Below are 24,698 nucleotides of genomic sequence, written 5' to 3'. Positions count from 1 at the left end.
CCCCATTGCACTGTTCTCGCGCCGTGCCTCCGGCACGACTTGCGCGACCATTGTTGCTTTGAGGAGGTGTACAGAGGGGGTGCGGATACCTCGAAAGTCACTATTTTTACCCGTAGGGGATACTGAAGGGGGATAAAATCTCACTTAATAAAAAGATGACGCAACTGCGCTCGAAGAAAGGCAGCTTTCCCCGTGAAATCTCCGACCGGATGGCAATTGGTTGGCCAGCACAGCCGTGAGGAGCCGCTTTTAAAGCGGTTGGAGGGTTATTGCTGAGCTACTGACGTGACAATGCCTCCGCCTGAGCGGATGCGCTAACAGAGAGGATTTAGCCGCTACTGGTGAATTTCTTGGTGAGCTGCTTTTTAAGATCCGCCAGCGTATTGGTACCGGCGATTTTTTCGGGGGTTATCTCACGCTCTGGAGCGGTTCAGCGTGAACGATCGATGGATCGCCGGCAGTGCCGGCTTTGGCTGACTCCTTGGCTTTCCAGCGTTGACGGGAGATCTCTCGCTTGAGCTCCTCAAGGGAGCGGCGCTCGCGTTCAGTCTGGCGGCGCAGGTCGACCTCAATCAACTGCGCCGCGCGGCGCTTCTTTGCAGCCTTCTGCACACGTTCGTAGACGAAACCCAGCCCCAGGTCAATCCAGAGCTGTTTGGTCAAGCGCACCAGGTGCAGTCCATTCTCGTTCGTTTCATCAGACGGTCGCAACAGACGGCCCACGCCCCACCGGCTTTTGAAAGCCCCCCCGCAGTGTCCACGCCAAAAAATCGTTCCAGGCGGTCGTGGATGCTGAAAAATCCCCGAGCCGTCCGGCTCCATCCCTCTAACCCTCACGCGGCCCTTCGTGCGCCGGTGCGGAAGCAGAAGCCCCGCTGCGGCAGCAATGCCTTAGACCAGGGGCGGTAGCCGAACAGCTCAATCTGTCGGCGCTGCGTATATTGCTCATGGTCCGTAGTTGCCTCAGGCTCAAACTCCTCAGAATGAAAGTACAAAAGCGACATCGTTCTCTACGTCAGAAGTCCAGGCGAAACGGAAGAAGGCGTGCTTGGCCTCAAAGTAGCTAATCTGCAGGATGCAGTAGACTTGGGCATGGACTCCAGAACGACTGGTGGCGAGCGCGAGTTCCGCCACCGACAACGAGAGGTACTCCAGTTGCTGTCCATCATCGAAATCGGGAAGCCCATAGAGCGCTTCCTGCTCGGCGCCTGACAGAATCGTCAGGAGTTTATTCTTTGCCGCCATCGGTTGGCGCCTCAGCGTCCTTCTATCCAATCTTCGACGGCTAGTACGCCATCAGGAACAAAAGCAAACGCGTTATCATTGGTAATGAGCGTCGCGTTAATCGCTACAGCATGCGCAGCAATCATCATGTCGAGTGCGCCCAGCGTGATGCCAATAGCTGCGCATGACGCTCGTAAATCACCATAGACCGCGGCGGCATGCCCATCCCAGGGCAATATCTCGACACGAAGCAAAAATTCTCGGATTAGGTTCGCAAGGGCTGCAGGATGGCCTTTACGGGCCAAGCCATAAAGCAATTCAGCTTGTGTAATAGCCGAGATAACAATGCTGTCCATCCGCTGCATTGCTAGGCGTTCACGAACTTCGGGGGGATTTCCCTTGATCACGTAACTCGCCGTGTTTGTATCGAGCATATAACGCTTCAAAATAGCTCCCTATCTTCGGCTGGCCGGTCTTCCCGATCGGCCATGAAATCTGCAGCAATCTTGGTTCGATCGGCGAGTGCGAAGAACTCTGACCAAGAGGCAGGCTTAGGTGACAGTACAATGTCGCCGGTGTGGAGATCTCGACGTATGAAGACCTCCGAGCCCTGAAACCGAAACTCTTTGGGAAGCCGTACGGCTTGGCTTCGCCCGGTGACGAATAATTTAGCGGTGGTTGACATGGGGAACCTCCTTCGTGATAGCTATCTATAGTATGTATCCTACAGCGATAACCATCAATGATACCTATCTCGTCGCCGAAAAATCGGTACAGATTGAGTATCCCCCTAGCAAACTAGTCGGACATGGTCCTGTATGGCACGCAAAACAACCCAAGCAGGACCAGTCTGCGCATTCCACGTCATCCGGCCGGGCAGTCGGAGCGCAGCGACACTGGTTTGCAGTGTTAGTCTGAAGTACCCGTCGTTGTCAATTTCGTTGCATGCCGACGCATTGATTCGCCCTTGAGTTAGATGCAGTAGGCGTTATGCACCAACCGATCGAGGATCGCATCGGCTAAAGTCGGATCACCGATCAGCGCATGCCATTTGTCCACCGGCATTTGGCTGGTCACCAGGGTCGAGCGACCTGTAACCGTCTCGGCAGGCTTTATGAGCCAGGGCACAAGCAAGCTAGGTTTTCCCACCCCCGGTGGGGCCTCCCATGATCACGTTCAGGCGGTCACGCAACCATTGGCCGCTGCCAAGTTGCAGGATCAGGGACTTGTCCAGGCCGCGCGGGCTTCGGTAATCGATATCTTCCAGACATGCGTTGTGGCGCAGCCGGGCTGCTTTCAAGCGGGTGTTCAGGCGCGTACTTTCACGTTCAGTCATCTCGCGATCGACCATCAAGCCCAGGCGCTCATCGAAGCTGAGGTCGTTGATGCCTGCCGTCGCATGCTGTTCATCAAGCGCTTTGATCATGCCGTGCAGGCGCAGGGTTTGCAGTGTTGTCCAGGGCTGGATTGGGTAGCATGGTGATGCTCCTTTATCGGTCAGTAATAGTAGTCAAGCCCGCGCAGGTCGATATGTTCCTCAGGCAGCAGTGCCAGGCTCTGCTGGGTCAGCGGGAGTTGTTCCAGTCCTTGGCGCAGGATCGACTCGAGGCTTTTGTAGCTGCATGCGCCCAACGCCAGCGCACGCTGGCAAGCGGCTTCCAGCCGCTCTTCACCGTGTTGTTTACCCAGGCGCAGGATGCCCCGGCAGGACCGAAAGCCATGTTGCGGATGGATTCGGCGTTCGAGAATGTAGGCGATGACACCGGCTGTGTTCGGCCCGGTTTGCCCTGCCCAGCGGATCAACCGTAGTGGCGTCCATTCAGCATGTTCGCGATGGCTCTTGGGCATATGCCCGGTCTGAGTGGTATGGCGACCTTTTTGCAGCATACGCCAATCGCCGAATTGAGCTCACCCAGCGAGAAGAACTGGCGGTTGCACAGTGCCGCTAAGATCCAGCGTTCGACCACCTGCACCCCGACTTCAACTTTGGATTTGTCCTTGGGTTTGCGTACGCGTGCAGGTACCACTGCGACGCCGTAGTGCGCCGCCAGATTGCGGCAACTAGGGTTGGTGTCCGGCTCATAGTGATGCGCCTTGCTGACGCCGCTGCGCTGATTATCCGGTATCAGGATCTGCGATGTGCCGCCCAGAAAAGCAAAACAGGGGGCGCGTGACCCTAGCCAGTCTGACAATTGCTGCGACCAGGTGGCCTCGACAAAGGTGTAGTTGGAAGCACCCAGGACGGCGACAAAGACCTGAGCCTGGCGGATCTCACCGGTGTGCCGATCAATCACTGGCACGGTTTGGCCGGCGTAGTCGACGAACAGTTTTTCGCCGGCGCGATGCTCCTGGCGCATTACCAAGTCAACCTTGCCGACCCAAAGCCAGTATTGCAAAAGTGAGGGTGACCATAGATTTTCTGAAGCGCCCCTACTGGTACGGGTGGTTATGGAGTGAAGTTTTTCCCGTCAAGAAATCTGGGGTTTGAGCATAGAACCCCAGGTTAGACCTGGTTCAAAACGGGTCACTGAGTCTGATCGTCGGTTTCCATAATGAGCAAACTCAACTCAACGACAGAGCAATGTAGCAATTCGAGCGCGTGCACAATACGAGTCTGCTCATCCTCGGTGGCAATGGCGGGCAGGCCCTGCTGCAGATTCTTAAGGGCGCGTCGAGTGATGCCGTTGAGCGTTGTGCAAACTTGCAAAACCTCTTCCAGCACAAAGGGCTTTTGTGTATCCATGTGCAGATCCTCATCCTGAGTTTGTATTGCGTTTTCGTCCTTGAAAACGGATTCTGGGCAGCGTAGATGGGATTTAACATACCGCACAGCAAAGGTACCCTGGGGGTTGTATCTAAAAATTGAGTGGCTGCGCTTTCTGCAAGGGGTGGCGGCCTGAACATCGGTAGGCAGTGCGCCCGATTTAGCGCGTAATTGAGTGGCCACTGCGCCATGGAGCTGACATTTGGCGGGGGGGCATACGAGTTCTGCGTAGAAACTGCAGAGCGGCGCGTGGGCATGAGTTCAATGCGCCGATCGCTCGCCAGCGAGGATCGAGCCTGTTGGTGCCGCGCTCCATTGGCGGTAGAGCCGTGCCGCCGCCAGCCGTTTCAAACCTTGATGCCGTCTTGTTTGGTGGGCTGAAAGTCGTCCTCATTCCTGGAGGTTTGGTCGTCCAATTAGTCAACACTCTTTCACCTCATCCTGCGCTCCGTACAAAAGCCCTTAAAATATCGATTAGGGTAGAACTCTCGTCATTAAGGCCAGGAGGCCACGATGGCAAAGCGGTATGAACTCCCCGACATAGCTTGCCAATATCCACTGGAACACGTCGCAGCGGACGCCCGCGAAGTGAAAGTTGCGCAAGCGCTGTCGCGGGACACGGGGGGATGCATGCTCAGTCCGTATTTTCCAAGCGTCACGTATGATGGTTCTCAATGGGCTGTTGATCCACAAAAGCATTCGACTAAAACATTGCCAAGTGGTGCAGGAGGTTACCGATTGATCAGCATTGGCCCGCAGTCAACACGTGCGCTTGGCGAACAAGGCAACCAGCTAACACACAAAGGGCGAATGTCTTCGAGAGGGCTCAAGGTTTGTCGGTCAGGGTCTTCAGTTGCGCACCCTGAATCCTTAACACGGTCAGTGGCAAATTGAGGAAGTCTCCTGAGTCAGGCTCGACCAGGCGGCCTGACACCTCGATCAGCGCTTCATTATCCGTCAGGGATTTTATGACGAAGTGTCCATAGGTCGGGAACTGAGTGGACTCGCTGTAATGCCGGCCGTTCCAGTCGGCCAAGAGGGTCAGCGTTTTATCCTGATCTTTGTAATCGTCCACCGAATAGCCGGCTTTCATGTGCGCACGATCCCAAGTGAATGAGAAGACATTTTGCGCATCCAGGTTGGAATACAAGATGACGGAGACAACCTCAACACTCACCGACGCCGTACGGATTAGGGTGACCTGGTCGGCTCTGATTCGAATATCTCGAACCCCCATGCCGGTGTCCAACTGGACTTGAGGCCGTAGTTGAGGGGCCTCTTGCGCACAGCCTGCCAGAAGCAAGACGAGCATACTGGCGCTGATGAATGGGATAACAATGTGCATGACTGGCTCCTGGCCCTCAGTCCACCCGATCAGGCGATGTTGATGTTACGTTTATATTCCGTGCGCCTGGGGATGGCCATAGTCTAGGTCAAAAATGCCGCCAGTTTGGAGAGAAACCTTAACTGCCCGTAACAGCGCTGTTCAAGGAGGCGATCAGCCAGGCTTGAGGGGCTGATCGGCGACGTCGATGGTGAAAGGCGAGGACATGCTGAGCGCAGGCGCTGCGTTGCAAGCGTAACAGTTGAGCAGGCAGAAATCCTGATGCGTTGGCCAATGGCGGCTTTAGCTCATACCTGGCGGAGAAAGGGGAGCGGAGCCCGCTGGATGGCTTGATTGCGGGGCTCCAGCATCAGTGAACTTAATCCAAAGACAGCGCCATTGAGCCGTTCCAATGCTTGGGTAATACGCGTTCGCTCGTCCGCGCATGAAATGACGGTTTGCCCCCGCGTCAACTGCTCATGCCAGCGCTGAATGATGCCGTCGAGCACGGCACAAACTTTCAATATGTCCTCAAGCGAAGAAGGAGCTGGTGTATCCATTGCAAATCCCAATCCTGGTGCTGTTTATGTGTTCATCCTTGAAAGCGGTGCGCTCAACGGGCTGAGTCAGTGGCTTAATGCCCGCAAGGTAAACGTATCTGTTGTTTCGCCACCGAGTCTGCACTTCGCGACGCTTTTTGGACGACTAATGTGCTGCCTATCCCCGCAGTTTATTCAGTGCGTGGCCAATAACTGCTTCAGGTCCTTTCCCGTCACTGTGACCGTGGAAGGGGGCAATCGGACATAGTTGCCCGTTGTCGTGTCCACGAGCAGTCCGGAAAAGCTGAGAACGGCAGCCTCGGGTGTCAGGGACTGGATGGTCAATGTGACAGCCGTGGGGAAATTTGGGGATTGGGTGAACAGATTACCGTTCCAGCGGGTCATCAGTTCAATTTCCGGATGATTGTAGCTCAGACTTCGTACGGTATAGCCGGGATGGATGTTCGAGCGCAGCAATATGATATCAAATATTTCTCGATGCTTTGAGCCCACGAGGATCGAGATGGTGGGTTGACCTGCGGTATTCCTCCCGGGAATTACCCGCTTCACTTGTTTAATGCTAATGCGGTGGGGTTGCGATTCAAACAGTCCTGTGTTGTTCACCGAGTGAATGCCCGCCTGATTGGTCAAGCTGTCGATATCGGAGCAGGCTGTTAAAAGGCATGCAAGGCCCAAAATCATCTTGTTTTTTAGAAAACGTTCCATGTTGCTTTCTCTGTTTATTATATGGCACCCCCATCCTTGGTGGCGAAGCAGGCAGTTTTGCAAAAAATGGAAGCGCTCTTCAATAGTGGCGCTTTGCCGGGGTGGTGCAGAAATACCCGACTTTAAACTTTAAAAACCTTGTCGATAAGTGGAATGCCTACGTTTATTAAAAGCACGTAGGCGCGATTGTTTCCAGGTTATAGAGGTGCTCGTGCATCTTCAGGAGTGATGGCTGTTATTTTAACGGCTGGCGGAATTCACCAGTCGTTGTGAACAGCCTTCTGGCTTTAGCGCATTAAGTGTAAGGCTGATCGGCGCTTGCGAGTTGATAGGGCGCTTCGTATTCCCCATTCATTAACTAAAATATTACCAGTCCAATCAAGTCAATGGACGATACCCTTTGGCAGGCGTCGCGCAAGGTTGTATCAAAAATTCTCTTATAAGCCCCCGCTCTGAGGTGGTGGACGTCGCGCCCAAGCATCCCGCTGGGGGCGCTTGAGGCGGCATGTGAAATCTGGTGAATTCAATATTTTTGCGTTGCCGTCAGGAGTTCGCCTGCAATAATAATGAGTTTGTCCTCGTTTTCAGGAACGTTGACTTCATGACAGCAGTTCGTAAAGCCGCCACCGTTGACCACATAGAGGTCGCTCATGCATCTCGATGACAGCCGATGCTGTTAACGAGCAATCCCTTTGAGTTTTCGCGGTACTGAAAACCAATCCACTTTTTGCACCATGGGAAAAGCTCGCGATCCATGAATAATCCCGCTCCCGTAACGGTCGTGTTACCGCCCTCCCTGCTCGATACTCTGGAAACCTGTCTGCGCGCAGAGGTCGCCTATTTGGCCTTGGCCGATGATGCAAGCGAAGACGCACATCAGACGGCTGCAAATGCCTATGAAAACGCTTGTCGGCTCGTCGCGGCTGGTTTGGCGCAATTGTTGCCAGGCCTTGGGCTCGGATCGCTTGGTGGGGCATTAGTTGAAAAGCGGCGCCAGCGGATGGTGCGTGGCTAGGCTATAGGACCAGCAATGGCGCAGAGAGATTCGCTGTCATGAGTGTTGGACACAACCGTCTACCTCAGGGTGGCCCCGATATCGATCAATCTGAGTCTGCGGGGCGTTATTAGCAAATGGCGGCGCTACTATCACCGTGGTCTGCTGGGGCCTGTACCGATCAGCGACATTACTGCCTGTCACTGCCACCGAGCCCGCATCCATTTCACCTCAGCCGGTTCATGCTGAGTACCCTGACAGACTGAGCATTGAATTCACTCATGCTACGGAGTATTGAAGGCTCACCCTGACCCGCAAACGCTCCAGCTCGTCATGCAGCAGTTGCTGCGATGATCGCTTCACCCATCATCTGGATTGCCGTTGGCGTCACGCACATGCGCCGTGGTTTTGATGGTTAGGCCAGGGATGGTAAAGACCCAGTTGGGGCCGGGGGCCGGCGTTGAATCCTGAGACCTGCAAGTCCCTGTTCAAAGCGTTGTCCGGAAAAAGACATTTCGCTACCTCTATGACGTTGGCGACAGTTGGGATCACCGGATCAGAGTCAAAAAACTGTTGCCCTCCATCACCTGCGCCCAAGTGCCATATTGCGTCGACGGCGCTAATGCTTGCCCGCCGGAAGATGTAGCGGTGGGCCGATATGCCGATTTTCTTGAAGCGATGGCGGACCGAAGCCACCCAGCATCGCGCTATGCTGGAGTGACATGGCAGTATCTTCTATTCAACGGTTTTTGACTGGGAGCGAGTCAATCAGTGGTTAAAGGGCGATTAAGGTCTGCATGCAAGGCGGTGTCGTTCGCACGCTTACCCATCAAGCGATGGGGGCGCTCGATAAAGTTTGAAACCGACCCCAGCCCATTGCGCGGGTGGTGGTTTGAGTGTTTGTTGGAATCAAGGTCAAGCGCCAGATGCGCCCATCATGATGTATCCGGTTTAGCGCTTGCCGGCGAGCTAAACGCTAACGGACATCCGCTTCGCAGAGCGACTACTCGGTGCGAAGCAGATGGCGTGGAGCCGTGACGAAACATCTGGTGGACGGGCGCTAAAACTCGTCTGACGCGCATGAGCATCAGAAGACCGTGGGAGGGGTTACGGTTGTGCCATTGCTGCTGAACTTCACTGCGTTCGGGCTGGCATGATCAACCTGAAGGTGAACCGGGGTATAAAACTTGATGCCGTTTTTATCGGTCGGGGTTGCGCTGGTGGTATGACCGGATACATCGATGTTTTGGCCATTCAAGGTTGTCACACCGCTGAGCACCACACCGGCCTGGCCCCCTTTACCTGTAATCACCAGGTCGTTTTGTGCGGCTAAAGTGTTGTTGCCGAAGATCACGACGCCCTCACCATCGTTTTTAAAATCCTCTGCGTTGCCGCTCAGAGAGAGGTTATTGGCATTGAGGGTGTTGCCCTCCAAGAGCACGCCCAATGCCCCGGTCCCGTCAATATTCATGTTGTTGCTGGTTAACGTGCTCTGGCGAATGACAACACCCTGTTTTTCCGGCGTCAGCGCCGCGTCGGCGAGACCGCTAGTCTCAACGTGGCCGTTTATAAGAATGTTGCCTTTGTTTTGAATGTTTGATGCCGCCGTTAATGTGGTGTTGTCGATATCCACAGCGCCGTTTGCACCGTAGGTCGTGTTAATGCCGCCGCCTTGTCCGCTCAACAAGATGTCGCCATTTTGGGTCTTAAGTACACTCTCGGCCAAGACCAGTTTGTGCTGACTGAATGCTTTAATGTCGCCGCGCGCTGAGTGCAGTTCGGCGTTAGTAAGGGATACCGAGTCCTGGGACTTGATATCAATGTGGTGAGCCGCTGAGAGGCCGGCTCCAATATGGGTTCGGCTACCACTGGTGACCGTAATGTCGCCAGCGGAATCGATACTTTCGGCAATGATCACACGGTTGCCGGAGAGATTGACCGAGCCTTTCAGATCGCCCAAGGAGGCCGCCTGAATGCGCCCTAGGGATCTGACAGCGCCTTGTGCCTGAAGGGTCACCGTACCGGCGGACACGGTGCCCTGATGGGTCACATTGCCGCCTTTAGCCGTCCCATCCACGGTGATGTTCAAAAAGGGGTTTTGAGTGGACTGGGTCAAAATGAATTTGTCGGCGGAGACCATTTGCACGGTGCCGTTGGCGACCTTGATCGTTCCCAGGTTGCGGATCTCCCCTGCACCTGCGAGCACCACATATCCCCCAGAGTTGGCCGTAATGGAGCCGGCGTTGCTGAGGACGCCAGTACCGCCAGCGGTAAAGGTCTGTTGGCCGTTCATGAAGTCGTTAGCGGTCAGTTGACTGGTACTGGCGACCAGCGAACCGACGTTTACTTGGGCGCTGTTACCCAACAGCACACCATTGGGGTTGATCAGAAACAACGTACCGTTGGAGCTCAGGCTGCCGTTGATCTGACTGGCGGGGCCGGCAATCTGGTTCAAGGTCGCGCCGCCAGCAGGTACCTGGAAATTGACCGAGTGGCCCTGAGCAATATCAAAAGAGCCCCAGCCAATCACGGCATTGGTCGAACCCTGAGTAATGTTCATGCTCGTGCCAGAGGCACTGACGGTAGCTTGGCCTTGAATGACGTTGTCGAGCGCGGGCAAGCCTTGAGCAACCGCAAAAGAAGGCATCGACGCCTGGATGGCGACAGCCAGAAGGGCGAAAGTCGTCGGCAGGACGCCGCGAGACAAGGGTTTTGCCAGCCTAGAAGTGTGCTGAAAGGGCATGGTGGTTAGCCTGTGTTTAATTGTTTGATAAGGGCGACAGTCGATAGTGCCTTGATGCGATGCGCAGCACCGTTTGGCCGCGCGCCGAAGGCGGGAAAATCGTGAGGGACATCCCAAGGCTGACCAAATCAAAAAGCCGAAAATCATGACATTTCACAAGCAGTGGTTTCATCTGCCCCATAAGAGCCGCATACAAACGACGCACTCTGCCAACGCCTGAGAAAGAGGACTACACCATCCACCAGCGCTACCGGTCCAAAGTACTGCCGTCTACGCCACGCGTAACCGCAACCTGGTCATTCACGCCACTGCACCCCCCCCCAAAAAAAACTGCAGGTTGCGATATTTGCCGGGGCGCCTTCATTCATCACTGCAAAACCTTTCACGTTACTTGCGGCCACTGTGGCTTTCTCGTGCCGTTCACCCCGGGGCCAAACAGGGACAGCGCAGGGCTGCGAGGCTTTTGTCTGGTAAACGGTGGCGCAGTGGCTTGCTTCGTAAGCATCGAGAGCTGGTCAGTGGTATAGAGCGAAGCTGAATCACTGGAGAGCGCGGCCATCAACAACCTTTTGGCCTGTGACCCCCCTGATTATTGAAAATCACTCTCTGCAGATAACCGCCCCTGGGGATCATCGCAGCGTTATCTTATTTGACTACCTCAATGGCGTTTCGACTTGTGAAGGCACCGCCGTTGCGCATGGGCAGGTCGTTCATCGAAAAAATCATCGAGGTCAATTAAATGCCGTTGTGCGCAAGCCGTGAAAGAGCTGTGATTTCTTCTGAAATTCATAGAGGGGCTGCCTGCTGCTGGCATTCTGCTGCTTGAATAAAAAACAACATATCCCGCAGGAGCGTCCTATGCACACCGAAGCGCATTTTGTGTTGGAAGATGTCTTGATGGCCTGCAAGACCCTCAATATGTTTGGAGACCTCGCCATCAAAAATCTCGAACACGGTATACCCAAGGCGGGTTGGCTAGGGGGTTACATGCTTTGACCAGGCCTGCCAATTCGGTCGAGGGCCGGATGGGGGGCGCTTTCAACGCCCCTGATTGGCTGGCCCCACGGCGCTCGTTCGGTCACTGCCGCCTTTACTTTCGCAGAGGGCCAATGCACGACATTCGTCGATCAGGCGAACGTCTTAGAGGCGCGTTGATGAGGGAACGTTTTTGCTATTCCTGTCCGAGGACCTGAAGTTGAATCTTTCTGAACGTGCGTCTTCGACAGATGAAGTCGATGAGGGAGGTGGATCATGGCGGCAAAAGGGCCAAAGCCTAGCTGGTGTATCACCATTACCTTTGGCGATGAGGAAAACAACGGCTTCGTCACCCTCGGCGGCGCTGCCTGCGATACGCAGACCGAATGGGAGCAGCACTGGCAAACCATCCTGGCGTCTCCGCAGGGCTTCGACGATCCAAGCATGCTGGTGGCGAGCAAGTTTGATCAGGACGGCGAGCGCCTCGAAGAGCAACGCATCAGTGCGGCTACTGCGCAACGGCTATTGGGGCGTCCCTTGGCGGAGTTGTTAAAGAGAGCCGAACGAAAACGTCATTTTCCTCGGGCGCGTTCGTGAGTGTGAGTCAGGAGAAATTGCTCATCAAGCATTGCAATGCGCGCGCTCATCCTTCAAGGCGGGTGGGGGCAGCGTCTCATCCCCGACGTATGCCGGCTGACAGGCCTGTGAAAAGTCATAAATGTGGGGTTTTTCATTTGGTAGAACGCTGTCGCCCCCCGCAGGCTTCTTGGCGCATGCCGCCGTGGAGCGGTGCGCTATTTTTAAGCATTCGCGTCGAAGCGACACGCCGTGTTTCCTTGGCCGTACCTAAAAGGACAGCCCCATGCCAACCCCGCGCATACCCAGGTCATCGTGGTGCGCCTTCAGGTCCTTCAGGGCTGGGCCACTTTTTGTTATCCCGGTGACCGAGCTCTGAGTGTCAACTTGCACTAGGCAATCTAGGTACTACGAGATTGTGGATCTGTGTCGTGTCACCTCCTTGCTTCGCAGCGTTCATTCCCTCTGTGATTATCCCCGTCCAACCCTTAATGGAATGGACCAGGTACTTTATGACATTCCATTATCTTCCTCGGCGCCTGATGGCGTCAGCACCGTCCTGCATTGCGCTGGTGATCGCAACGTCCGCTTTGACGGCGCAGGCCAACCCCATATCCCGGCCTTCAGCAGGTTCCTTGGGCAATCAACTGAATCAGGATGCGACACAGAGGCTCCCTTCAAAGCGGATTGACGAGCCGCTGCAAAACGAGGTGGCTGAACCGTCCGCCGACTCACAGGATGCTGTGGCAACGGTGAGGCTTGAGCATGTGCGTTTCATCGGTGCTGAGATGTTCAGCGAAGATGAGTTGCAGCGCATCGTGATGCCCTGGACTCAACGCGACGTCACGATGGCCCAATTGTACGAGATGATGAGGGCGGTGGAGTTCGCCTATCACCAGCGAGGGTACTTGGCCGTGGGTGTTGCGCTGCCTGTTCAAAACATGCAAGACGGCGTCCTTGAAATATTGGTGACGGTGGGGCGGTACGAAAAACCTGTCGTTACCACCCAAAACCCGCGCGAATTGCCGTTTCTCTCCGGCCTGGTGGAGCGCGTCACGTGTGATCAGGCCTGTGATGGGCAGCGTCTGATCGAAAGTGCGCAAGTGGATCGCGCGTTGTACCTGCTCAACGATTTGCCCGGTATCAGTGCGCGCGGCAACTTGAAGGCCGGCTCCCTGCCCGGCACCAGCTTACTTGAAGTCAATGTCGCAGCGATCAAAAGGCTCGGCGGTTATGTTGAGCTGAACAACCACGGTAACCAATTCACCGGGGAGGAGGTGCTCTCTACCGGCGCACAACTGAACTCGTCTTGGTTCACGGGGGATCAGCTTATGCTTGATGCCGTCAGCAGTCTGGAGGCCCTGCAGCATACTACCGGTCTGCAGCAGTTCAGTGCAGGCTATAGCTTGCCTGTAGGGGGCTTTGGTACTCGCGTAGGGGGTGGCTACAGTCACCTGGAATATCGTCTGAATCAGGAGTATCGAGCGATGGATGCGCACGGCAAGTCTGATAGCGCCAACGCCTGGATCAAACACCCGCTGTGGTTGTCGCATCGTGGTCGTACGGATGTGCGCCTTAGCTACGAACAATCGCGTTATGCGGATTCATACAACATGACGTATAAGCCCCAACGCGATGTCGACACGACGACTCTGGAACTCTCGGGTAATTTGTACGGTGATCGCCAGATCACAGGATGGCGCTTGTCTTCAACCCTGGGCTCGCTGAAATATGGCCTTCCCGGTGATCAAGAGTTTGATCGCATGACGCGCAAAAGCGCGGGAAGCTTTGCCCGCCATCGGCTCGACGCCTTTGCCCTGAAGGGGCTGGATCACAAATGGGAGCTGTATGGGGCGTTCAGGGGGCAGATGGCCAATCGCAACCTGGACAGCTCGCAAGGTTTTGTGATGGGTGGTCCCAATGCGGTGCGTGCATTCAGCACCAACAGTCCGACGGTCGATGAAGGTTGGCAAGGAAGCGTGGAGCTGCGCCATGTTCATCAGGCTCTGGGCATGCAATGGACCGCCGCTGGCTTTTATGATGTCGCGCAAGGGCGTGTGAATCGCCATGCTTGGGGTAAAGGCAATGACACCCAAGTCCGATTGTCGGGTGCGGGGGGCTATCTGGGCGCCACGTTCTTGCGGCAATACAATGTACGTCTGACGTACGCTCAGCGCTTGCAGGACAATCTGGATGCGGATATCGATTCCAATCAACTCTGGTTGAGTCTTTCCACGGTTTTCTAAATGGATCAAAAGGTGAGACTGTCAAGGACATTCTTGGGTAAGACAGGCTAAGTCATTTGCGTTTTTGACGAGTCTGTCAAGCGACAGGGCGCCATTCTCAATATTCTGTAACAGAGATATTTAAGGTCTCTTGGTGATTAGTTTATTTGTATTGCGCATGGCAAGTTTTCACCCTTATTCATACAGGCAGAACTCAAGTTGTTGTTAGGTTCCCCCTTGGAGCTGCACGTGAATTTCAATACAGGGATTGGGAACAATACTTATGCGAACGAAAAAAACACTATGCCAAACGACACTGGCGCTGGCCGTCACCACGGCTTGCGGCCAACTGTTTGCCAGCGGTTTTGCTCTTAACGAACAAAGCATCAGCGGGATGGGAGTCGGTTTCGCAGGACGCTCTTCCTCCGCCGAGGACGCCAGTACCGTGTATGGCAACCCGGCCGGGATGGCTCGGCTGGACGGCCAGCAAATCACCGGCGGTGTGGCGCTTCTGAATGCGTCCACCCATATCAGCCAGGTCAGCGGCAGTTCCAGCGGTACCAATAAGGGGGATATGGTGCCCTTGACGGCGGTACCCTTTGGTTTTTACACCAACAAGCTCGACGACCAATGGGCGGTCGGTTTTGGTGTCTACGCCCCGTTCGGCCTGGTGGCTGATTATGAAAAGAGCTTCCAGGGTAACGCCTTCGGCAGCAAGAGTGCCGTCAAGGTGGTGACCTTCCAGCCGACCGTCAGTTATGCCTTTAACGATAAGGTGTCCATTGGTTTTGGTCCGACGATCAACCGCATTACGGGCACCTTGGAGTCGGATATCAACCTGCCCATCCCGGGGACCGGTTCCAACAACATCAAGATCGAGGGAAGTGACACCGCGCTTGGTTTCAACGCCGGTTTGCTGGTGCAGGCGACCGACACCACCCGTGTGGGCCTGACCTATCATTCATCCGTGAAGTACCAGCTCGACGGCCACACCGAAGTGAGCAAAGGCACCAACGTTCCCGCTTCAGTGCTTAACAATGGTCGCTATGACGCTTCGCTGAAAATTGACACGCCCGAGTCCTGGGATCTGTCGGTGACGCAAGACCTCAATGATGCCTGGACGCTGTACGCGGGGACAACTTGGACACGCTGGAGCCGTCTGAAAGACATTACGGTCAATAACGCTGGGGTTTCTCCCTTGAACGGTGCGCTCGCCCCGAAATTATTAGGGGTCATCCAGGAGGAGCAGAACTGGCACGACACTTGGGCTTACGCGGTGGGGACCTCTTATCGGGTCAACAAGCAATGGGTGCTGCGCACTGGCCTGACCCTGGACCAAGCGCCCACCAACAACACCGATCGTTCGCCGCGCATGCCAACCGGTGATCGGACGATTTTCAGCCTCGGTGCCAGTTACGACGTTCTGCCTAACTTGACTGTGGATGCGGCTTACGCCTACCTCAAGGAGGAATCCGTCAAGGTTAAACGCAGCAACTCCTTGGGGCAGACTTACGGCGCCAAGTTCGCCAACAGTGCTAATGGTTTCGGCTTGGGGGCAACCTACCGTTTCTGATCGTGATGATATAACCATATAAGGTCTCCCCCATTGGCGTAGCGCTGTTTAACAGCGCGGCGGCAATGGGGGAGGCAGGTGACAGTTTCCGTACCGTTCTGCGCTCGTCGAGCATCTTTTCGAGGCTTCGAAGCTCTTTGGCAGCAACGCTCATTTTGGGGCTTTGAATGTTATGCCTGCCAGCGGGCGTGCATTCATTGGCCCCTGTAAGCACGGCTGATAAAGCGTCGCCCGTGATCCTTTAGCCATTTGGTAAACGACAGCAGAACCGGTGTTGCGCTTTCATGTGCAGAGTGCGTGTTGGCTGATGCCGATGGGCGAGCGTCAGTGCTTTTTTTTTGTGGGGGCTTGCGGAGATGTCGGCCGCCGTCCGCCGTCTTCTTAAGCCTGAGCTTCAACAGTCGCGCACGGCGTATGAGGAGGCAGCAGTCCACTCCCTGTACATTTGCCTCGGCTATGTACAGGTCTGTTGTAGCGTATCAAGTTGTCGTAAGCGGTGATGATAAATGGCCATTGGGCATTAATCGATTCACCTGCATTGGCTAGTATTTTCGTCGGGAAATGAAAATTTCCTGGCGAGTTTGCACGCTCCTAATTTGCCCCAAGGCATGGCAAACTCGAATGGGGCAGGAGTAGCTTTAGTGCTACTGATCCGATTTTTCTAAATTTCAGATAACTCCTAAGGTGATCTGTGGTTCTTGTTTTTAATTTGAACAGTCAACCGCTCGTCCTGTGGATGGGGGGCATTCGTTCACGCTCTTTATGTTCAACGAACACTTATTTCGTGATGAGCGGCGGCCAAGACAGAGCGGTCATGGGCCTATTACTTATTATTCATGAGGTCTCGCGTTATATTCGCGATTTTTATAAATTATGAGGCGGTAATGCAAGCACGAAAACCGATTAGGATTATGCTGCTGGATAACCATCCCATTATCTTGCTTGGTCTTGAACTGTGCTTGGGAAGTATGCCGGACTTTGATGTGGTGGGGTGTTTCGGTAAGAGCAATTTATTGATCACGGCCTTGCGTAATCAGGAGGTCGACATTGTTTTGTTGGATTTTTCCCTGGCCCCCGGCGATGTCGACGGCCTAAGTCTGATACGGGGACTAAAAACTCGATTTCCCCATGTGCGTTTGTTGGTGGTCTCTGCGGTGCAGGATTTTGCCTCGGTGACGATGAGCCTGCGGTGCGGTGCGGACGGCTTCATTGGTAAAGAGGTGGAGCCCGAGCAGTTGATTATTGCCGTGCGGCGAGTTGTAGCAGGGAAGATTTATCTGTCCAAGAGCATGAGTAACTTAATTTATATCCAAACCGTTTTTGCTCAGGAGCAATCGGAGCAGGATATGGAGCATGAGGGATTAAATCTTAGTGCCGTGAGTTCAAGTTTGACGTTTCGAGAGCATGAAGTCTTACGCTGCTATCTGGAGGGAATGTCCGTAACGGAAATCGCTGATAAATTTTCGAGAAGTATCAAAACTATCAGTACTCAGAAGCAATCGGGGTTGAAAAAGTTAGGGCTGCGCAATGCCAATGAGTTATTCAAAATGCGACATTATTTAGACCGCTGAGCAGGTTCTTCACGGGAGGGGCGGCAGGTGAAGTCTGCGCCAGACTATCCAGTCAATAGGGCGGCAAGCATGACGAGTCTCAAGACGAGGCATCGAGATCTTGGCGTTGTGGAAAGAGGCCGGCCCCGTGCTTATCTCGACAGCATTGTGCAACAGCGCTCTTTCCCTCACGCCTCAAGCAGCATGACAGGGTGCAACATGGTCTGTCGGGTTTAATGCAGTTGAGCACGCCTCAAGTTTTTGATCGTATCAATTAACACGTCAAAATGTGAAAAGGGTTTGTGGATGTGTCGATCAAAACCCGATAAAAGGGAATTCTCGACGTCGGTGTCTGTACCATAGCTACTCAAGGCAATAGCCGGCACTCGTTGGACATGGGGTAGTCCACGTAAGGCGCGCATTAATTCAAAACCACTCATGCGCGGCATTTTTAAATCACAGATCACCACGTCAAATCGGGAACGTCTAGCCGCTTTGAGTGCCAGCAAAGGCTCAGTGTAAGCGCTGACCTCAGCGTCTTCCACTTCCAGTAATAGCTTGAGGGTCTCCAACACCTCAGGCGAATCCTCCACCAGAAATATCGATAGACCAGCGAGCCGTCCGATAGGTTCGGTTGATCCTGCGGGCGTTCGACAGGGGGCCTGGAGTTGACGTGACGGCAGGAGTTCTTCCGGTCGTTGACGTGCGCAACGTCCTTCGTGATGGCTGATTAAGGGCGACGGCGCGTTCGTTTGGCCGCTCTGATGTTGATGTGCACGTAAACAGGGTATTTCTACGAACGTCAGGACCGCGCCCCCTTCCTGATTGTCGTTGGGGCGCAAAGGCATGAAGCGAGCAAGATAATGCTGACCGTGGGTATTGCTCACCTCGCACTCGAATCTTTTAAGGGATTCAATAACCCATGCGGTATCCTGCGCCAGGTTGTCATAGTTCAGGCAATGACTGATGTCCAGAATTGAACGTCCCACATCCCCCGGCAACAGGTTGAAAATGTCCTGGATGCGTGGTGTGAACCATTGAATATGCCGGTTGCAGTCGATGCATACCGTGGCGATGTCCATCGCAGCGGTCGAGCGTGTTAAATGGGCATTGATTTTTTCGCTCGCCGCCACTCTCTTTTCAAGCGCAGCGTTATTGCGTAGCAGCCAGGCGTTGAGGGTTGTCAGTTCCACTATGGCGTGAGCGGACACTTCATTGGTGACTTGAAGCTCGGTGTTAACTTCCTGTAATTGTTCATTGCCAGATTGCATTTGTTTATGGATACGCTGAAATTGCTCGATCATGGCTTGCAGGTGAAGTTTGGTTTGTTGCAGTTCTCGCTCAACCCGATCGAGGGTTTTGCCCTCTGCTTGCGCTAAAGTCGGCACACGGGCTATTTCAGCCGGTAACACTTCGACTTCGTTGAACATCACCAGGGTGTATTCTGATCCGCTGTGTTGATAGGGGTGGGCCGCCAACTGGATCAGATACTGACGGTTATCGCGGATAAGCCTCACCGGGCGGGTCTTAATCACTGCGCCGCTTTCTTGGGCGCGAGATAAGGCCAGGCACATTTCCAGGCGCATCTCGGGTTGAATGTGTGTGAGCAGGTTGCAGGAGGGCTCGCCAGCAACATGGCGCAAAAAGCGTCCAGCCCCTTCAGTCAGGTGCAGGATGTTATGAGCGGCATCCACAATCAGGCTCGGCGCCGTGGCCGTTTTGAGTGCGTGTTGGTGAAGGTTGAAATAGGAAGCTGCGCGCTGCTCGAGAGGCTGCGATTCCCCCTGGGGGCGATCAATAGGGGGAGGGAGGTGGCCCTCGCTGACCGGTGCATTGATCCCGTGAAGGGGGACGACCCATTGCGCTTGGCCAAGGGAGTGCGGCACGCTAGCTGGCCCTGACGCATCGGCGTCTTCCTCAGAGGCAGGGCAATCCCCTGTCAGTATCATCTGCGTGAGAGCAGCCTGTTCTTGCGGATTATTTTGCAAATACTGGTAATAGGCACTCACATCCGGCTGCTCCGTCACCCGCATCCGCTGTTCAATCCCGAGCCAAATGTTCGAGTGTTTATACGGTTTGAGGTCATGCGCCGTCAGGGTTTGAAGATGACGCAGGATGTCCTGCAGCAAGGGCTCGGCAAGCTTCACTTCGCACTCCGGTGCCGGGGGGCATATGGTAGATCTGGATTATTAATAGGCACGTTCACTCCTTACGTCATCACAAATTCAATCAATCAGCGTGCAACGTCAACGGCAGGCCAAATCAGTCCTCTCTTGCTTACCTCCCTGTTGGGTCCGCAAGGTTTTCGCCGGGACCACTGCCCTGATCGTTGGCGGGTTAACGGCGCCGACGCGACGCCGGAACGCCTCCGTTGTGCTGTTGATAGTAGCCGAGGCCTCGACGTGATAACGCTGGATTGCATCGATGATCGGTATCACACACGGTTGGCCATGCGATGGGCATGACGGGAGCGCTTCGTTCGGATTCGAGCCTAAACGTCAATGATCGCTTATGAGCGCGATAGACAAGAGCAAGTGCCTATATCTATCGTACGCACCGGGACCATGCGCCAACAGCACATCACATCCATGTGCTTAAACGGGTTGAATGGCCATACACCTGGCAGCCGTAGCCTCATCTTAACCGACAGCTTCAATACGAGCAGCTGAGAGTTCGACGACGTGACTCAAGTGCCAGTTCCCAGCGATTCGCACTGTCAAGGCGTATGAGAATCCGTAATGTAATCGACGTTGACGCATAATTCCTCGTGGCCCCAGCGTGAAGGATTAACGCCCAATTATCTTACATTAGCAGGTCAGCGACAGCCCCCTGCATCCTCATTGCGTGTGCCTGGCAACACGATACAAATGGCATATCCTTGCGCACATCGGTCAAGTCGCAGAAAAACTAGTCGATAGCTGTAGGATTGCCCAGCGTCCGACTGGCATAACCGACTGCCAGATAAAATTACGCTATTTTGCTTTTTCACCCGATGACGCACCAGCGACAGGTCAATGACCGACCGACTCGGTAGCGTGGGCACAGCTTGATTAAATAGTTCAAAAACATGCTCGATAAGGTACGGCGAGAGGATGACGTCGCCGCAGAACCGCGAGGTGGATAGTGCTTGAGCTCAAAGAGGACTCGGCAATGTCTGCCCAATAGTGCCGCGAGTACCCCGTGCAATTGTTGCTCCGGCCCGAGGCGCGGGTCGACCCCTTCTCGCCAGTCTCGTGCCGATCATACGACGGTGTCGAGTTGCTGGCTGTCACAGGGAGGTTTTTACCGATCTGAACGGACCTGACCCGGCAGGCATGTAGTCGATAGAGCAAATACTCTTAATAGAGGAGGTGCCCAATGAGCACGCTACTCATTCGTGCGACCATTGGCGTGCTGCTGCAAATGCAACTTTGCGAGAGCCGGGAAGGGGTACGTTAGCCCTGGTGTCAGGCCATCGGCGATGCCAATAGACCAAGTGGGTCAGGGCTAGCTAAAGGGTAAGATGTTCATCGCGTGATTTCAGAATAATCCTAAGGATCCGTCAGGTTCGATGGCTATAATTAAAAAAACAGCATGATGAGGAGCGCGTTTTGGCCTTTAGCACTGCGTATTTAGTTAGAAAACGAAAAGGCTGAGAGGTGTTGTCGGGGGTAGCATTGGCAGCTAAGGGTTTTCCATAATTATAATTCGTCTTATTCAAGTCGCATTTTCATCCGCGCACGCCATTTTCAATTAGGCGCCTTAGCGCGTATAAATGGGGGTGACAAAATGAGTGCAATTGAAACTATTAGTGGTACGCCATGTACAATCACGCAGCCAAGGAGAGTGTTTCGCCTTCATAGTACTGATCATTGCGCACAGTTTTTCCTCCTTGAACGGCTGCTAGTGGTGAGTGATGGACACGCTGTCACGCGCCATGAGCTTAATTTCAGCACTGCTCGAATTCTGGAGTTACTACTCGAGAGCCCCGGTGAAATTGTTCATCGAGAGGCCATTTTTGCCTTTGCCTGGCCGGGCAGGGTGGTCGGACAGAACAGCCTAAACCAGGCGATTTCAGGCCTGCGTGAGGTGCTAAATGACAGCGAACACAGAGCGATTATTCAAACATTGCCGCGGCGGGGCTACCGATTTAATGCGTTTTACCTCCAGCCTGATGAGACAGAACTGAATGTGGGCATTGCTAAAGCGGGTCAAAAGAATGCTCATGGCAATGCGAGCGCCCTTGGCATGGGCGTGCGGCGAGTGAACAAGTTGAGCTTGACCCGGTCGATGATTGTATTTCGTTATGGACGCCTGCTGTTGGCCTCGACGGTCTTTATCATGCTGATGGCGTTGATGTGGCGCATCGATTGGGAGTTATTGACGCCGTCCGGCATGTTCGGTGTGGAAGAAGCGGTGGGCAGTTTTAACGTACGGCATAAGCCAGAAGACGCCCTGTAGTGGATTATAGCTTAAGGGGCTGTATCGTGCGTGAGCGGCTCGCAAATGTGATTCAGTCGTCGTAAGTGATATTTTATATTTTATAAAATTATGTGGCTGGGGAAAATTATATATCGCTGCAGGAACGAAGGATTTTAGCAGCACGTCAATAGTCGTGTTCCAATGGATCAGGCTGAGTTTCGTAGGCGAACCAGAATGAGGGGGGGGCTCAATCGATTCGCCTATCGAGGATCAGGCGATGGGGACCCACCTTTGGACGGCTTCAATGGAGTCGAATGGCCCGCTGTTGAAGCATATTTGGGCGTGAGGAGCATACTGGTGAATGGTGTTGAGGAGTTTCTCAAAGAGGGGTAGATATTCGGGAACAGTACGTACGCCTGCGCCAATGAGGACGCAATCATAAGGTCTTTCCAAAAGCTGAGCCAGCAATGCCGCCTGCGCCGTGGATTCACTTTCAATCAGGCCTAATTCGGCCGTATAACCCAGTGCATCGAACTTTATAAGATCAGCGTCAATGGCCGCCTCAAGCCTTTCGGGCGTCAGCCCTGGCCACTTGCTGTAGTCCACCGCGCTGGGGTGCCATCCAACAATTAGAACATAGATTTTTTCCTGCATTCGGTATCCTTGACTAGATGTGAGTGTGCCCGCCGGGTCGGTTGACAGTGGGTTATTCAGGTACAGGGTACGCGTGTTCAGCTGAATGCCTCCTGAATCATCCCTTGTGGAAGAAACCCCTTGGCACGACGGTGCCCTTTTGATGATCAAGAGCGAGCAGCTTTGCACAGTGCCAGATGCCCCGATGCGGACGGACAATGCTCAACGGTCGGCTGGGCGAGATGGGTTTGGTCGAGCCCCGAACTCAGGCTCATGGCCGCGCGAGTGTTGATCGGCATCGATAGGGAGGCCAGTAAGCCAATAAAGATCATCGCCATGGCGAATAAGCTGAGCCGGCGACCGCGAATTAGGCGTGAAGGCTGCAACGAGGCTTGAGCAACTTTGCATCAGCCGGCGATCTTTCAGGTTCGCCAGCATCACCTGTTGGGCCGCAGCGGCAGGCGGGCCCCCGTGCCTGAAGTGATAGTGAGATCACCGCTGCAGACTCACAGATCCTTACCAGCCCAAGACTTTAGATCTCTTTTGCTTGGGTTGCCTGCCGGCCTGAATTCAGTGAGCGTGGCCGTCAGTGGATTCTTGAAACACTTGCCCATGTCGATCATCGCTTGGCAGAAGCGCAAGCCATATTCGCCGGCATGGACGTGTTATTCTTTTTTTCCGCTTTCCGCTTTCCGCTTTCCGCTTTCCGCTTTCCGCTTTCCGCTCGGCAATAGCTTTTTCGTTATCGCTCAGTTTTTAGTGGTGACTTGTGCTGCTCGCATTGTTCGTATCGTTCGATAACCCGATCGCTCCCGCTTTTTGCGTGAGCGAAAACCGGGAGGATGAGAAGGGCGTTAAGGGCGCAGGCTTTCAAATTAATATGCATAAAACTTCCCTACGTGAGTCAATCTTCAAGTGCAACAGTCCAGTCGTCGACCAGTCGCTTGATTGCAGGCGCACGATGCCGTCCTCAACGGCTGGCTGACAAGGGCGCACGTGCCGTAATTATTTCAGCCAGCCAGCCAGCCAGCCAGCCATCGAATGAATGGGTGTTTGATGACTCTCGGCAGGTGGCATCCATGTTGTATATTAACTAGACTGTTTGTTTTGAACTTGAATCCTGGAGTCGAGATGTCTTTAATTAATCAATACCGCGCCACCGAACAAGCGATCAACGAGCTTAAACAGAAGCTCGACACGTTGGGCAATAACCCAAGTTTATTGACCGAGATGGAGTTTGAGGAAAAGTTACGGGCGCTCATGGGCCAATACGGAAAAAGCCTGCGCGACATCATCGCGATCCTGGACCCTCAGCGAGGCCGGGTGGCGACCGAGGTTACCTCTGTTCGGAGGGTGCGCACGGTAAAAACTTACCGTCATCCTGAATCTGGTGAAGTGATTCAAACCAAAGGTGGCAATCACCGACTGCTTAAAGCTTGGAAGCAACAGTACGGGGCCGATACGGTGGCAAGCTGGTTGGCGTAACCGCCACCTCTAGCACCTGTCAATAATCGCCCCGGTGGGCGTCATGCATAGGGGTGGGGTCAGTCTGGGCCTAAGGGAATGATACAGGGCTCCTGATAAATTCCGTTGATCTGAGTAACATTGGCGCAATTGGGCAAGAGGCCTGAATCGTGCAGCCAGTGTAGGCAGGTCACGCCCAGGATTGTCACCAGGACGCTCGTGATCAGGGTCAGTGCCAGTGTGCGCAATTTCTTGTTCGCGAAGAGTGTCATGTCATCTCCTTTTCGTTATGAGCTTCACTGCACCCTTATGACTGCTCCGAATAAACAGGCCCGATAGGGGCCTGTTTATCGTCGTACAACACCTTACGGGGTGGCGATCAATTGTCTCAGGTGCGCCCCTCGCACGGTGATCATCGAGGGGGACAAGGTCAGGTAACCTCCTGTACTCGGATCGACCAGAGTGGCGGACAGATAGAGTACGGCTTGCTCAGGCGTGATCTCGCCAATGGTCAGGCTCACAGCGGTGGGATGTTGATCCGATTGGATGAAGCGGTTGCCGTACCAGTTTGTGCTCAGCAATACTTCTGGATGGCTAAAGCGGTCGCTTCGAACCGTATAGCCCTCTTTGATGTTTGAGCGTAACAAGGTGAGCTCAAAATGATTTCGGCTGTTGGAACCCAGTACAATCGAAGCCGTGGGCTGACCAATGATGTTGCGAGCGGCCATTACCCGCTTTACGTACTTCACGTTTATTTGGGTGGTTTGGCGCAAACCCGAGGCGGGGCTCAGGTTGGGATCGCCGTAATGCACGGCCAGGTTGTCTTCCTTATCACTACAGCTGATCAGCAGGTAAGCCAGGCCGGTGATGATCATCAATTTTCCAATACGTTCCATGTGCGGTAAATCTCCTTTGTTTGGCCTGTCACGATTGATCAGGTCATTGAAGCGGTAACGCGAGATGGCTCAAGGGCCTTGAGTTGACGGG

General features: G+C 54.2%; 22 protein-coding genes and 3 pseudogenes. 10 read left to right on the top strand and 15 right to left on the bottom strand.

Annotated features, from left to right (window positions below):
* Positions 1 to 408 precede the first annotated feature (408 nt).
* The 11 genes and pseudogenes from ACYZT6_RS25990 to ACYZT6_RS25940 all read right to left on the bottom strand — a co-directional run bounded on the left by ACYZT6_RS25990 (position 409) and on the right by ACYZT6_RS25940 (position 7,229).
* Positions 409 to 669: a hypothetical protein gene (locus ACYZT6_RS25990; protein WP_462029185.1), complete on the bottom strand. Its 261-nt coding sequence runs from the start codon at positions 667 to 669 to the stop codon at positions 409 to 411.
* Positions 670 to 842: 173 nt separating this feature from the next.
* Positions 843 to 1,245, bottom strand: a pseudogene (locus tag ACYZT6_RS25985) (DUF4158 domain-containing protein); the annotation flags it as partial.
* 11 nt (positions 1,246 to 1,256) lie between these two features.
* On the bottom strand, positions 1,257 to 1,670 hold the full coding sequence (locus ACYZT6_RS25980) for a PIN domain-containing protein (protein ID WP_462029184.1): 414 nt from the start codon (positions 1,668 to 1,670) through the stop codon (positions 1,257 to 1,259).
* Positions 1,667 to 1,909 carry an antitoxin gene (locus ACYZT6_RS25975; RefSeq protein WP_462029183.1) on the bottom strand — a complete coding sequence of 81 codons (243 nt, stop codon included), beginning with the start codon at positions 1,907 to 1,909 and terminating at the stop codon, positions 1,667 to 1,669. Before ACYZT6_RS25975 ends, ACYZT6_RS25980 begins: the two co-directional genes overlap by 4 nt.
* 224 nt (positions 1,910 to 2,133) lie before the next feature.
* Positions 2,134 to 2,702, bottom strand: a pseudogene (locus ACYZT6_RS25970) (ATP-binding protein).
* 19 nt (positions 2,703 to 2,721) lie between these two features.
* Positions 2,722 to 3,614: pseudogene (gene istA, locus ACYZT6_RS25965) on the bottom strand (IS21 family transposase); the annotation flags it as partial.
* 134 nt (positions 3,615 to 3,748) lie between these two features.
* Entirely contained in the window at positions 3,749 to 3,967 is a 219-nt protein-coding gene (locus tag ACYZT6_RS25960; RefSeq protein WP_462029182.1) for a hypothetical protein, read from the bottom strand.
* 847 nt (positions 3,968 to 4,814) lie between these two features.
* A complete protein-coding gene (locus tag ACYZT6_RS25955) occupies positions 4,815 to 5,333 on the bottom strand; it encodes a hypothetical protein (RefSeq protein WP_462029181.1) in 519 nt (172 codons plus the stop codon).
* A gap of 287 nt (positions 5,334 to 5,620) precedes the next feature.
* Positions 5,621 to 5,872, bottom strand: a complete 252-nt coding sequence (locus ACYZT6_RS25950) for a hypothetical protein (RefSeq protein WP_462029180.1) — start codon at positions 5,870 to 5,872, stop codon at positions 5,621 to 5,623.
* 174 nt (positions 5,873 to 6,046) lie between these two features.
* The gene (locus ACYZT6_RS25945) at positions 6,047 to 6,577 is read right to left on the bottom strand and encodes a hypothetical protein (protein ID WP_462029179.1); all 531 of its coding nucleotides are present in this window, start codon (positions 6,575 to 6,577) and stop codon (positions 6,047 to 6,049) included.
* 523 nt (positions 6,578 to 7,100) lie between these two features.
* Positions 7,101 to 7,229: a hypothetical protein gene (locus ACYZT6_RS25940; protein ID WP_462029178.1), complete on the bottom strand. Its 129-nt coding sequence runs from the start codon at positions 7,227 to 7,229 to the stop codon at positions 7,101 to 7,103.
* Between the two features lie 102 nt (positions 7,230 to 7,331).
* On the opposite strand from ACYZT6_RS25940, the gene ACYZT6_RS25935 reads away from it, so the two are divergent.
* Together ACYZT6_RS25935 and ACYZT6_RS25930 are read left to right on the top strand one after the other, a co-directional pair.
* Positions 7,332 to 7,592 (top strand): hypothetical protein, encoded by a 261-nt coding sequence (locus ACYZT6_RS25935; RefSeq protein ID WP_462029177.1) that lies wholly within the window; start codon positions 7,332 to 7,334, stop codon positions 7,590 to 7,592.
* A 453-nt stretch (positions 7,593 to 8,045) separates the two neighbouring features.
* Positions 8,046 to 8,324, top strand: a complete 279-nt coding sequence (locus tag ACYZT6_RS25930) for a plasmid pRiA4b ORF-3 family protein (RefSeq protein ID WP_462030018.1) — start codon at positions 8,046 to 8,048, stop codon at positions 8,322 to 8,324.
* Between the two features lie 334 nt (positions 8,325 to 8,658).
* Here ACYZT6_RS25930 and ACYZT6_RS25925 read toward each other — a convergent pair whose 3' ends face one another.
* Complete coding sequence (locus ACYZT6_RS25925) at positions 8,659 to 10,314, bottom strand: two-partner secretion domain-containing protein (protein ID WP_462029176.1); 1,656 nt, start codon at positions 10,312 to 10,314, stop codon at positions 8,659 to 8,661.
* Between the two features lie 858 nt (positions 10,315 to 11,172).
* Between ACYZT6_RS25925 and ACYZT6_RS25920 the strand changes: the two genes are divergently transcribed.
* From ACYZT6_RS25920 to ACYZT6_RS25900, 5 genes are all read left to right on the top strand, one after another.
* Entirely contained in the window at positions 11,173 to 11,310 is a 138-nt protein-coding gene (locus ACYZT6_RS25920) for a hypothetical protein (protein ID WP_462029175.1), read from the top strand.
* A gap of 255 nt (positions 11,311 to 11,565) precedes the next feature.
* Entirely contained in the window at positions 11,566 to 11,886 is a 321-nt protein-coding gene (locus ACYZT6_RS25915) for a hypothetical protein (protein WP_462029174.1), read from the top strand.
* Between the two features lie 491 nt (positions 11,887 to 12,377).
* Positions 12,378 to 14,111 carry a ShlB/FhaC/HecB family hemolysin secretion/activation protein gene (locus tag ACYZT6_RS25910; RefSeq protein WP_462029173.1) on the top strand — a complete coding sequence of 578 codons (1,734 nt, stop codon included), beginning with the start codon at positions 12,378 to 12,380 and terminating at the stop codon, positions 14,109 to 14,111.
* Positions 14,112 to 14,373: 262 nt separating this feature from the next.
* Positions 14,374 to 15,663, top strand: coding sequence for an OmpP1/FadL family transporter (locus ACYZT6_RS25905; RefSeq protein WP_462029172.1), 1,290 nt, complete (start codon positions 14,374 to 14,376; stop codon positions 15,661 to 15,663).
* Positions 15,664 to 16,574: 911 nt separating this feature from the next.
* Positions 16,575 to 17,234 carry a response regulator gene (locus tag ACYZT6_RS25900; RefSeq protein WP_462029171.1) on the top strand — a complete coding sequence of 220 codons (660 nt, stop codon included), beginning with the start codon at positions 16,575 to 16,577 and terminating at the stop codon, positions 17,232 to 17,234.
* Positions 17,235 to 17,446: 212 nt separating this feature from the next.
* On the opposite strand, the gene ACYZT6_RS25895 is transcribed toward ACYZT6_RS25900, so the two are convergent.
* Entirely contained in the window at positions 17,447 to 19,360 is a 1,914-nt protein-coding gene (locus ACYZT6_RS25895; protein ID WP_462029170.1) for a response regulator, read from the bottom strand.
* A 1,621-nt stretch (positions 19,361 to 20,981) separates the two neighbouring features.
* Between ACYZT6_RS25895 and ACYZT6_RS25890 the strand changes: the two genes are divergently transcribed.
* On the top strand, positions 20,982 to 21,653 hold the full coding sequence (locus ACYZT6_RS25890) for a winged helix-turn-helix domain-containing protein (RefSeq protein ID WP_462029169.1): 672 nt from the start codon (positions 20,982 to 20,984) through the stop codon (positions 21,651 to 21,653).
* 231 nt (positions 21,654 to 21,884) lie between these two features.
* Here ACYZT6_RS25890 and ACYZT6_RS25885 read toward each other — a convergent pair whose 3' ends face one another.
* A complete protein-coding gene (locus tag ACYZT6_RS25885; RefSeq protein WP_462029168.1) occupies positions 21,885 to 22,268 on the bottom strand; it encodes a hypothetical protein in 384 nt (127 codons plus the stop codon).
* A 450-nt stretch (positions 22,269 to 22,718) separates the two neighbouring features.
* Here ACYZT6_RS25885 and ACYZT6_RS25880 point away from each other — a divergent pair, with 450 nt between their 5' ends.
* Positions 22,719 to 23,048 (top strand): hypothetical protein, encoded by a 330-nt coding sequence (locus ACYZT6_RS25880; protein ID WP_462029167.1) that lies wholly within the window; start codon positions 22,719 to 22,721, stop codon positions 23,046 to 23,048.
* Between the two features lie 330 nt (positions 23,049 to 23,378).
* Positions 23,379 to 23,732, top strand: coding sequence for a histone-like nucleoid-structuring protein, MvaT/MvaU family (locus ACYZT6_RS25875; protein WP_462029166.1), 354 nt, complete (start codon positions 23,379 to 23,381; stop codon positions 23,730 to 23,732).
* Between the two features lie 344 nt (positions 23,733 to 24,076).
* Here ACYZT6_RS25875 and ACYZT6_RS25870 read toward each other — a convergent pair whose 3' ends face one another.
* Positions 24,077 to 24,607: a hypothetical protein gene (locus ACYZT6_RS25870; protein WP_462029165.1), complete on the bottom strand. Its 531-nt coding sequence runs from the start codon at positions 24,605 to 24,607 to the stop codon at positions 24,077 to 24,079.
* Between the last annotated feature and the right edge of the window lie 91 nt (positions 24,608 to 24,698).

Source organism: Pseudomonas sp. RT6P73, from assembly GCF_054897715.1.
The sequence above is the reverse complement of the archived record's forward strand: the minus strand, read 5'-3'. Positions and strand labels throughout refer to the sequence as shown.

What these genes read in the sequence shown, in the direction of transcription:
- ACYZT6_RS25975 (WP_462029183.1), bottom strand. Translation starts at nt 1,909, where the DNA reads ATGTCAACCACCGCTAAATTATTCGTCACCGGGCGAAGCCAAGCCGTA.
- ACYZT6_RS25960 (WP_462029182.1), bottom strand. Translation starts at nt 3,967, where the DNA reads ATGGATACACAAAAGCCCTTTGTGCTGGAAGAGGTTTTGCAAGTTTGC.
- ACYZT6_RS25955 (WP_462029181.1), bottom strand. Translation starts at nt 5,333, where the DNA reads ATGCACATTGTTATCCCATTCATCAGCGCCAGTATGCTCGTCTTGCTT.
- ACYZT6_RS25950 (WP_462029180.1), bottom strand. Translation starts at nt 5,872, where the DNA reads ATGGATACACCAGCTCCTTCTTCGCTTGAGGACATATTGAAAGTTTGT.
- ACYZT6_RS25945 (WP_462029179.1), bottom strand. Translation starts at nt 6,577, where the DNA reads ATGGAACGTTTTCTAAAAAACAAGATGATTTTGGGCCTTGCATGCCTT.
- ACYZT6_RS25940 (WP_462029178.1), bottom strand. Translation starts at nt 7,229, where the DNA reads ATGAGCGACCTCTATGTGGTCAACGGTGGCGGCTTTACGAACTGCTGT.
- ACYZT6_RS25935 (WP_462029177.1), top strand. Translation starts at nt 7,332, where the DNA reads ATGAATAATCCCGCTCCCGTAACGGTCGTGTTACCGCCCTCCCTGCTC.
- ACYZT6_RS25925 (WP_462029176.1), bottom strand. Translation starts at nt 10,314, where the DNA reads ATGCCCTTTCAGCACACTTCTAGGCTGGCAAAACCCTTGTCTCGCGGC.
- ACYZT6_RS25920 (WP_462029175.1), top strand. Translation starts at nt 11,173, where the DNA reads ATGCACACCGAAGCGCATTTTGTGTTGGAAGATGTCTTGATGGCCTGC.
- ACYZT6_RS25915 (WP_462029174.1), top strand. Translation starts at nt 11,566, where the DNA reads ATGGCGGCAAAAGGGCCAAAGCCTAGCTGGTGTATCACCATTACCTTT.
- ACYZT6_RS25910 (WP_462029173.1), top strand. Translation starts at nt 12,378, where the DNA reads ATGACATTCCATTATCTTCCTCGGCGCCTGATGGCGTCAGCACCGTCC.
- ACYZT6_RS25905 (WP_462029172.1), top strand. Translation starts at nt 14,374, where the DNA reads ATGCGAACGAAAAAAACACTATGCCAAACGACACTGGCGCTGGCCGTC.
- ACYZT6_RS25900 (WP_462029171.1), top strand. Translation starts at nt 16,575, where the DNA reads ATGCTGCTGGATAACCATCCCATTATCTTGCTTGGTCTTGAACTGTGC.
- ACYZT6_RS25890 (WP_462029169.1), top strand. Translation starts at nt 20,982, where the DNA reads ATGAGTGCAATTGAAACTATTAGTGGTACGCCATGTACAATCACGCAG.
- ACYZT6_RS25885 (WP_462029168.1), bottom strand. Translation starts at nt 22,268, where the DNA reads ATGCAGGAAAAAATCTATGTTCTAATTGTTGGATGGCACCCCAGCGCG.
- ACYZT6_RS25875 (WP_462029166.1), top strand. Translation starts at nt 23,379, where the DNA reads ATGTCTTTAATTAATCAATACCGCGCCACCGAACAAGCGATCAACGAG.
- ACYZT6_RS25870 (WP_462029165.1), bottom strand. Translation starts at nt 24,607, where the DNA reads ATGGAACGTATTGGAAAATTGATGATCATCACCGGCCTGGCTTACCTG.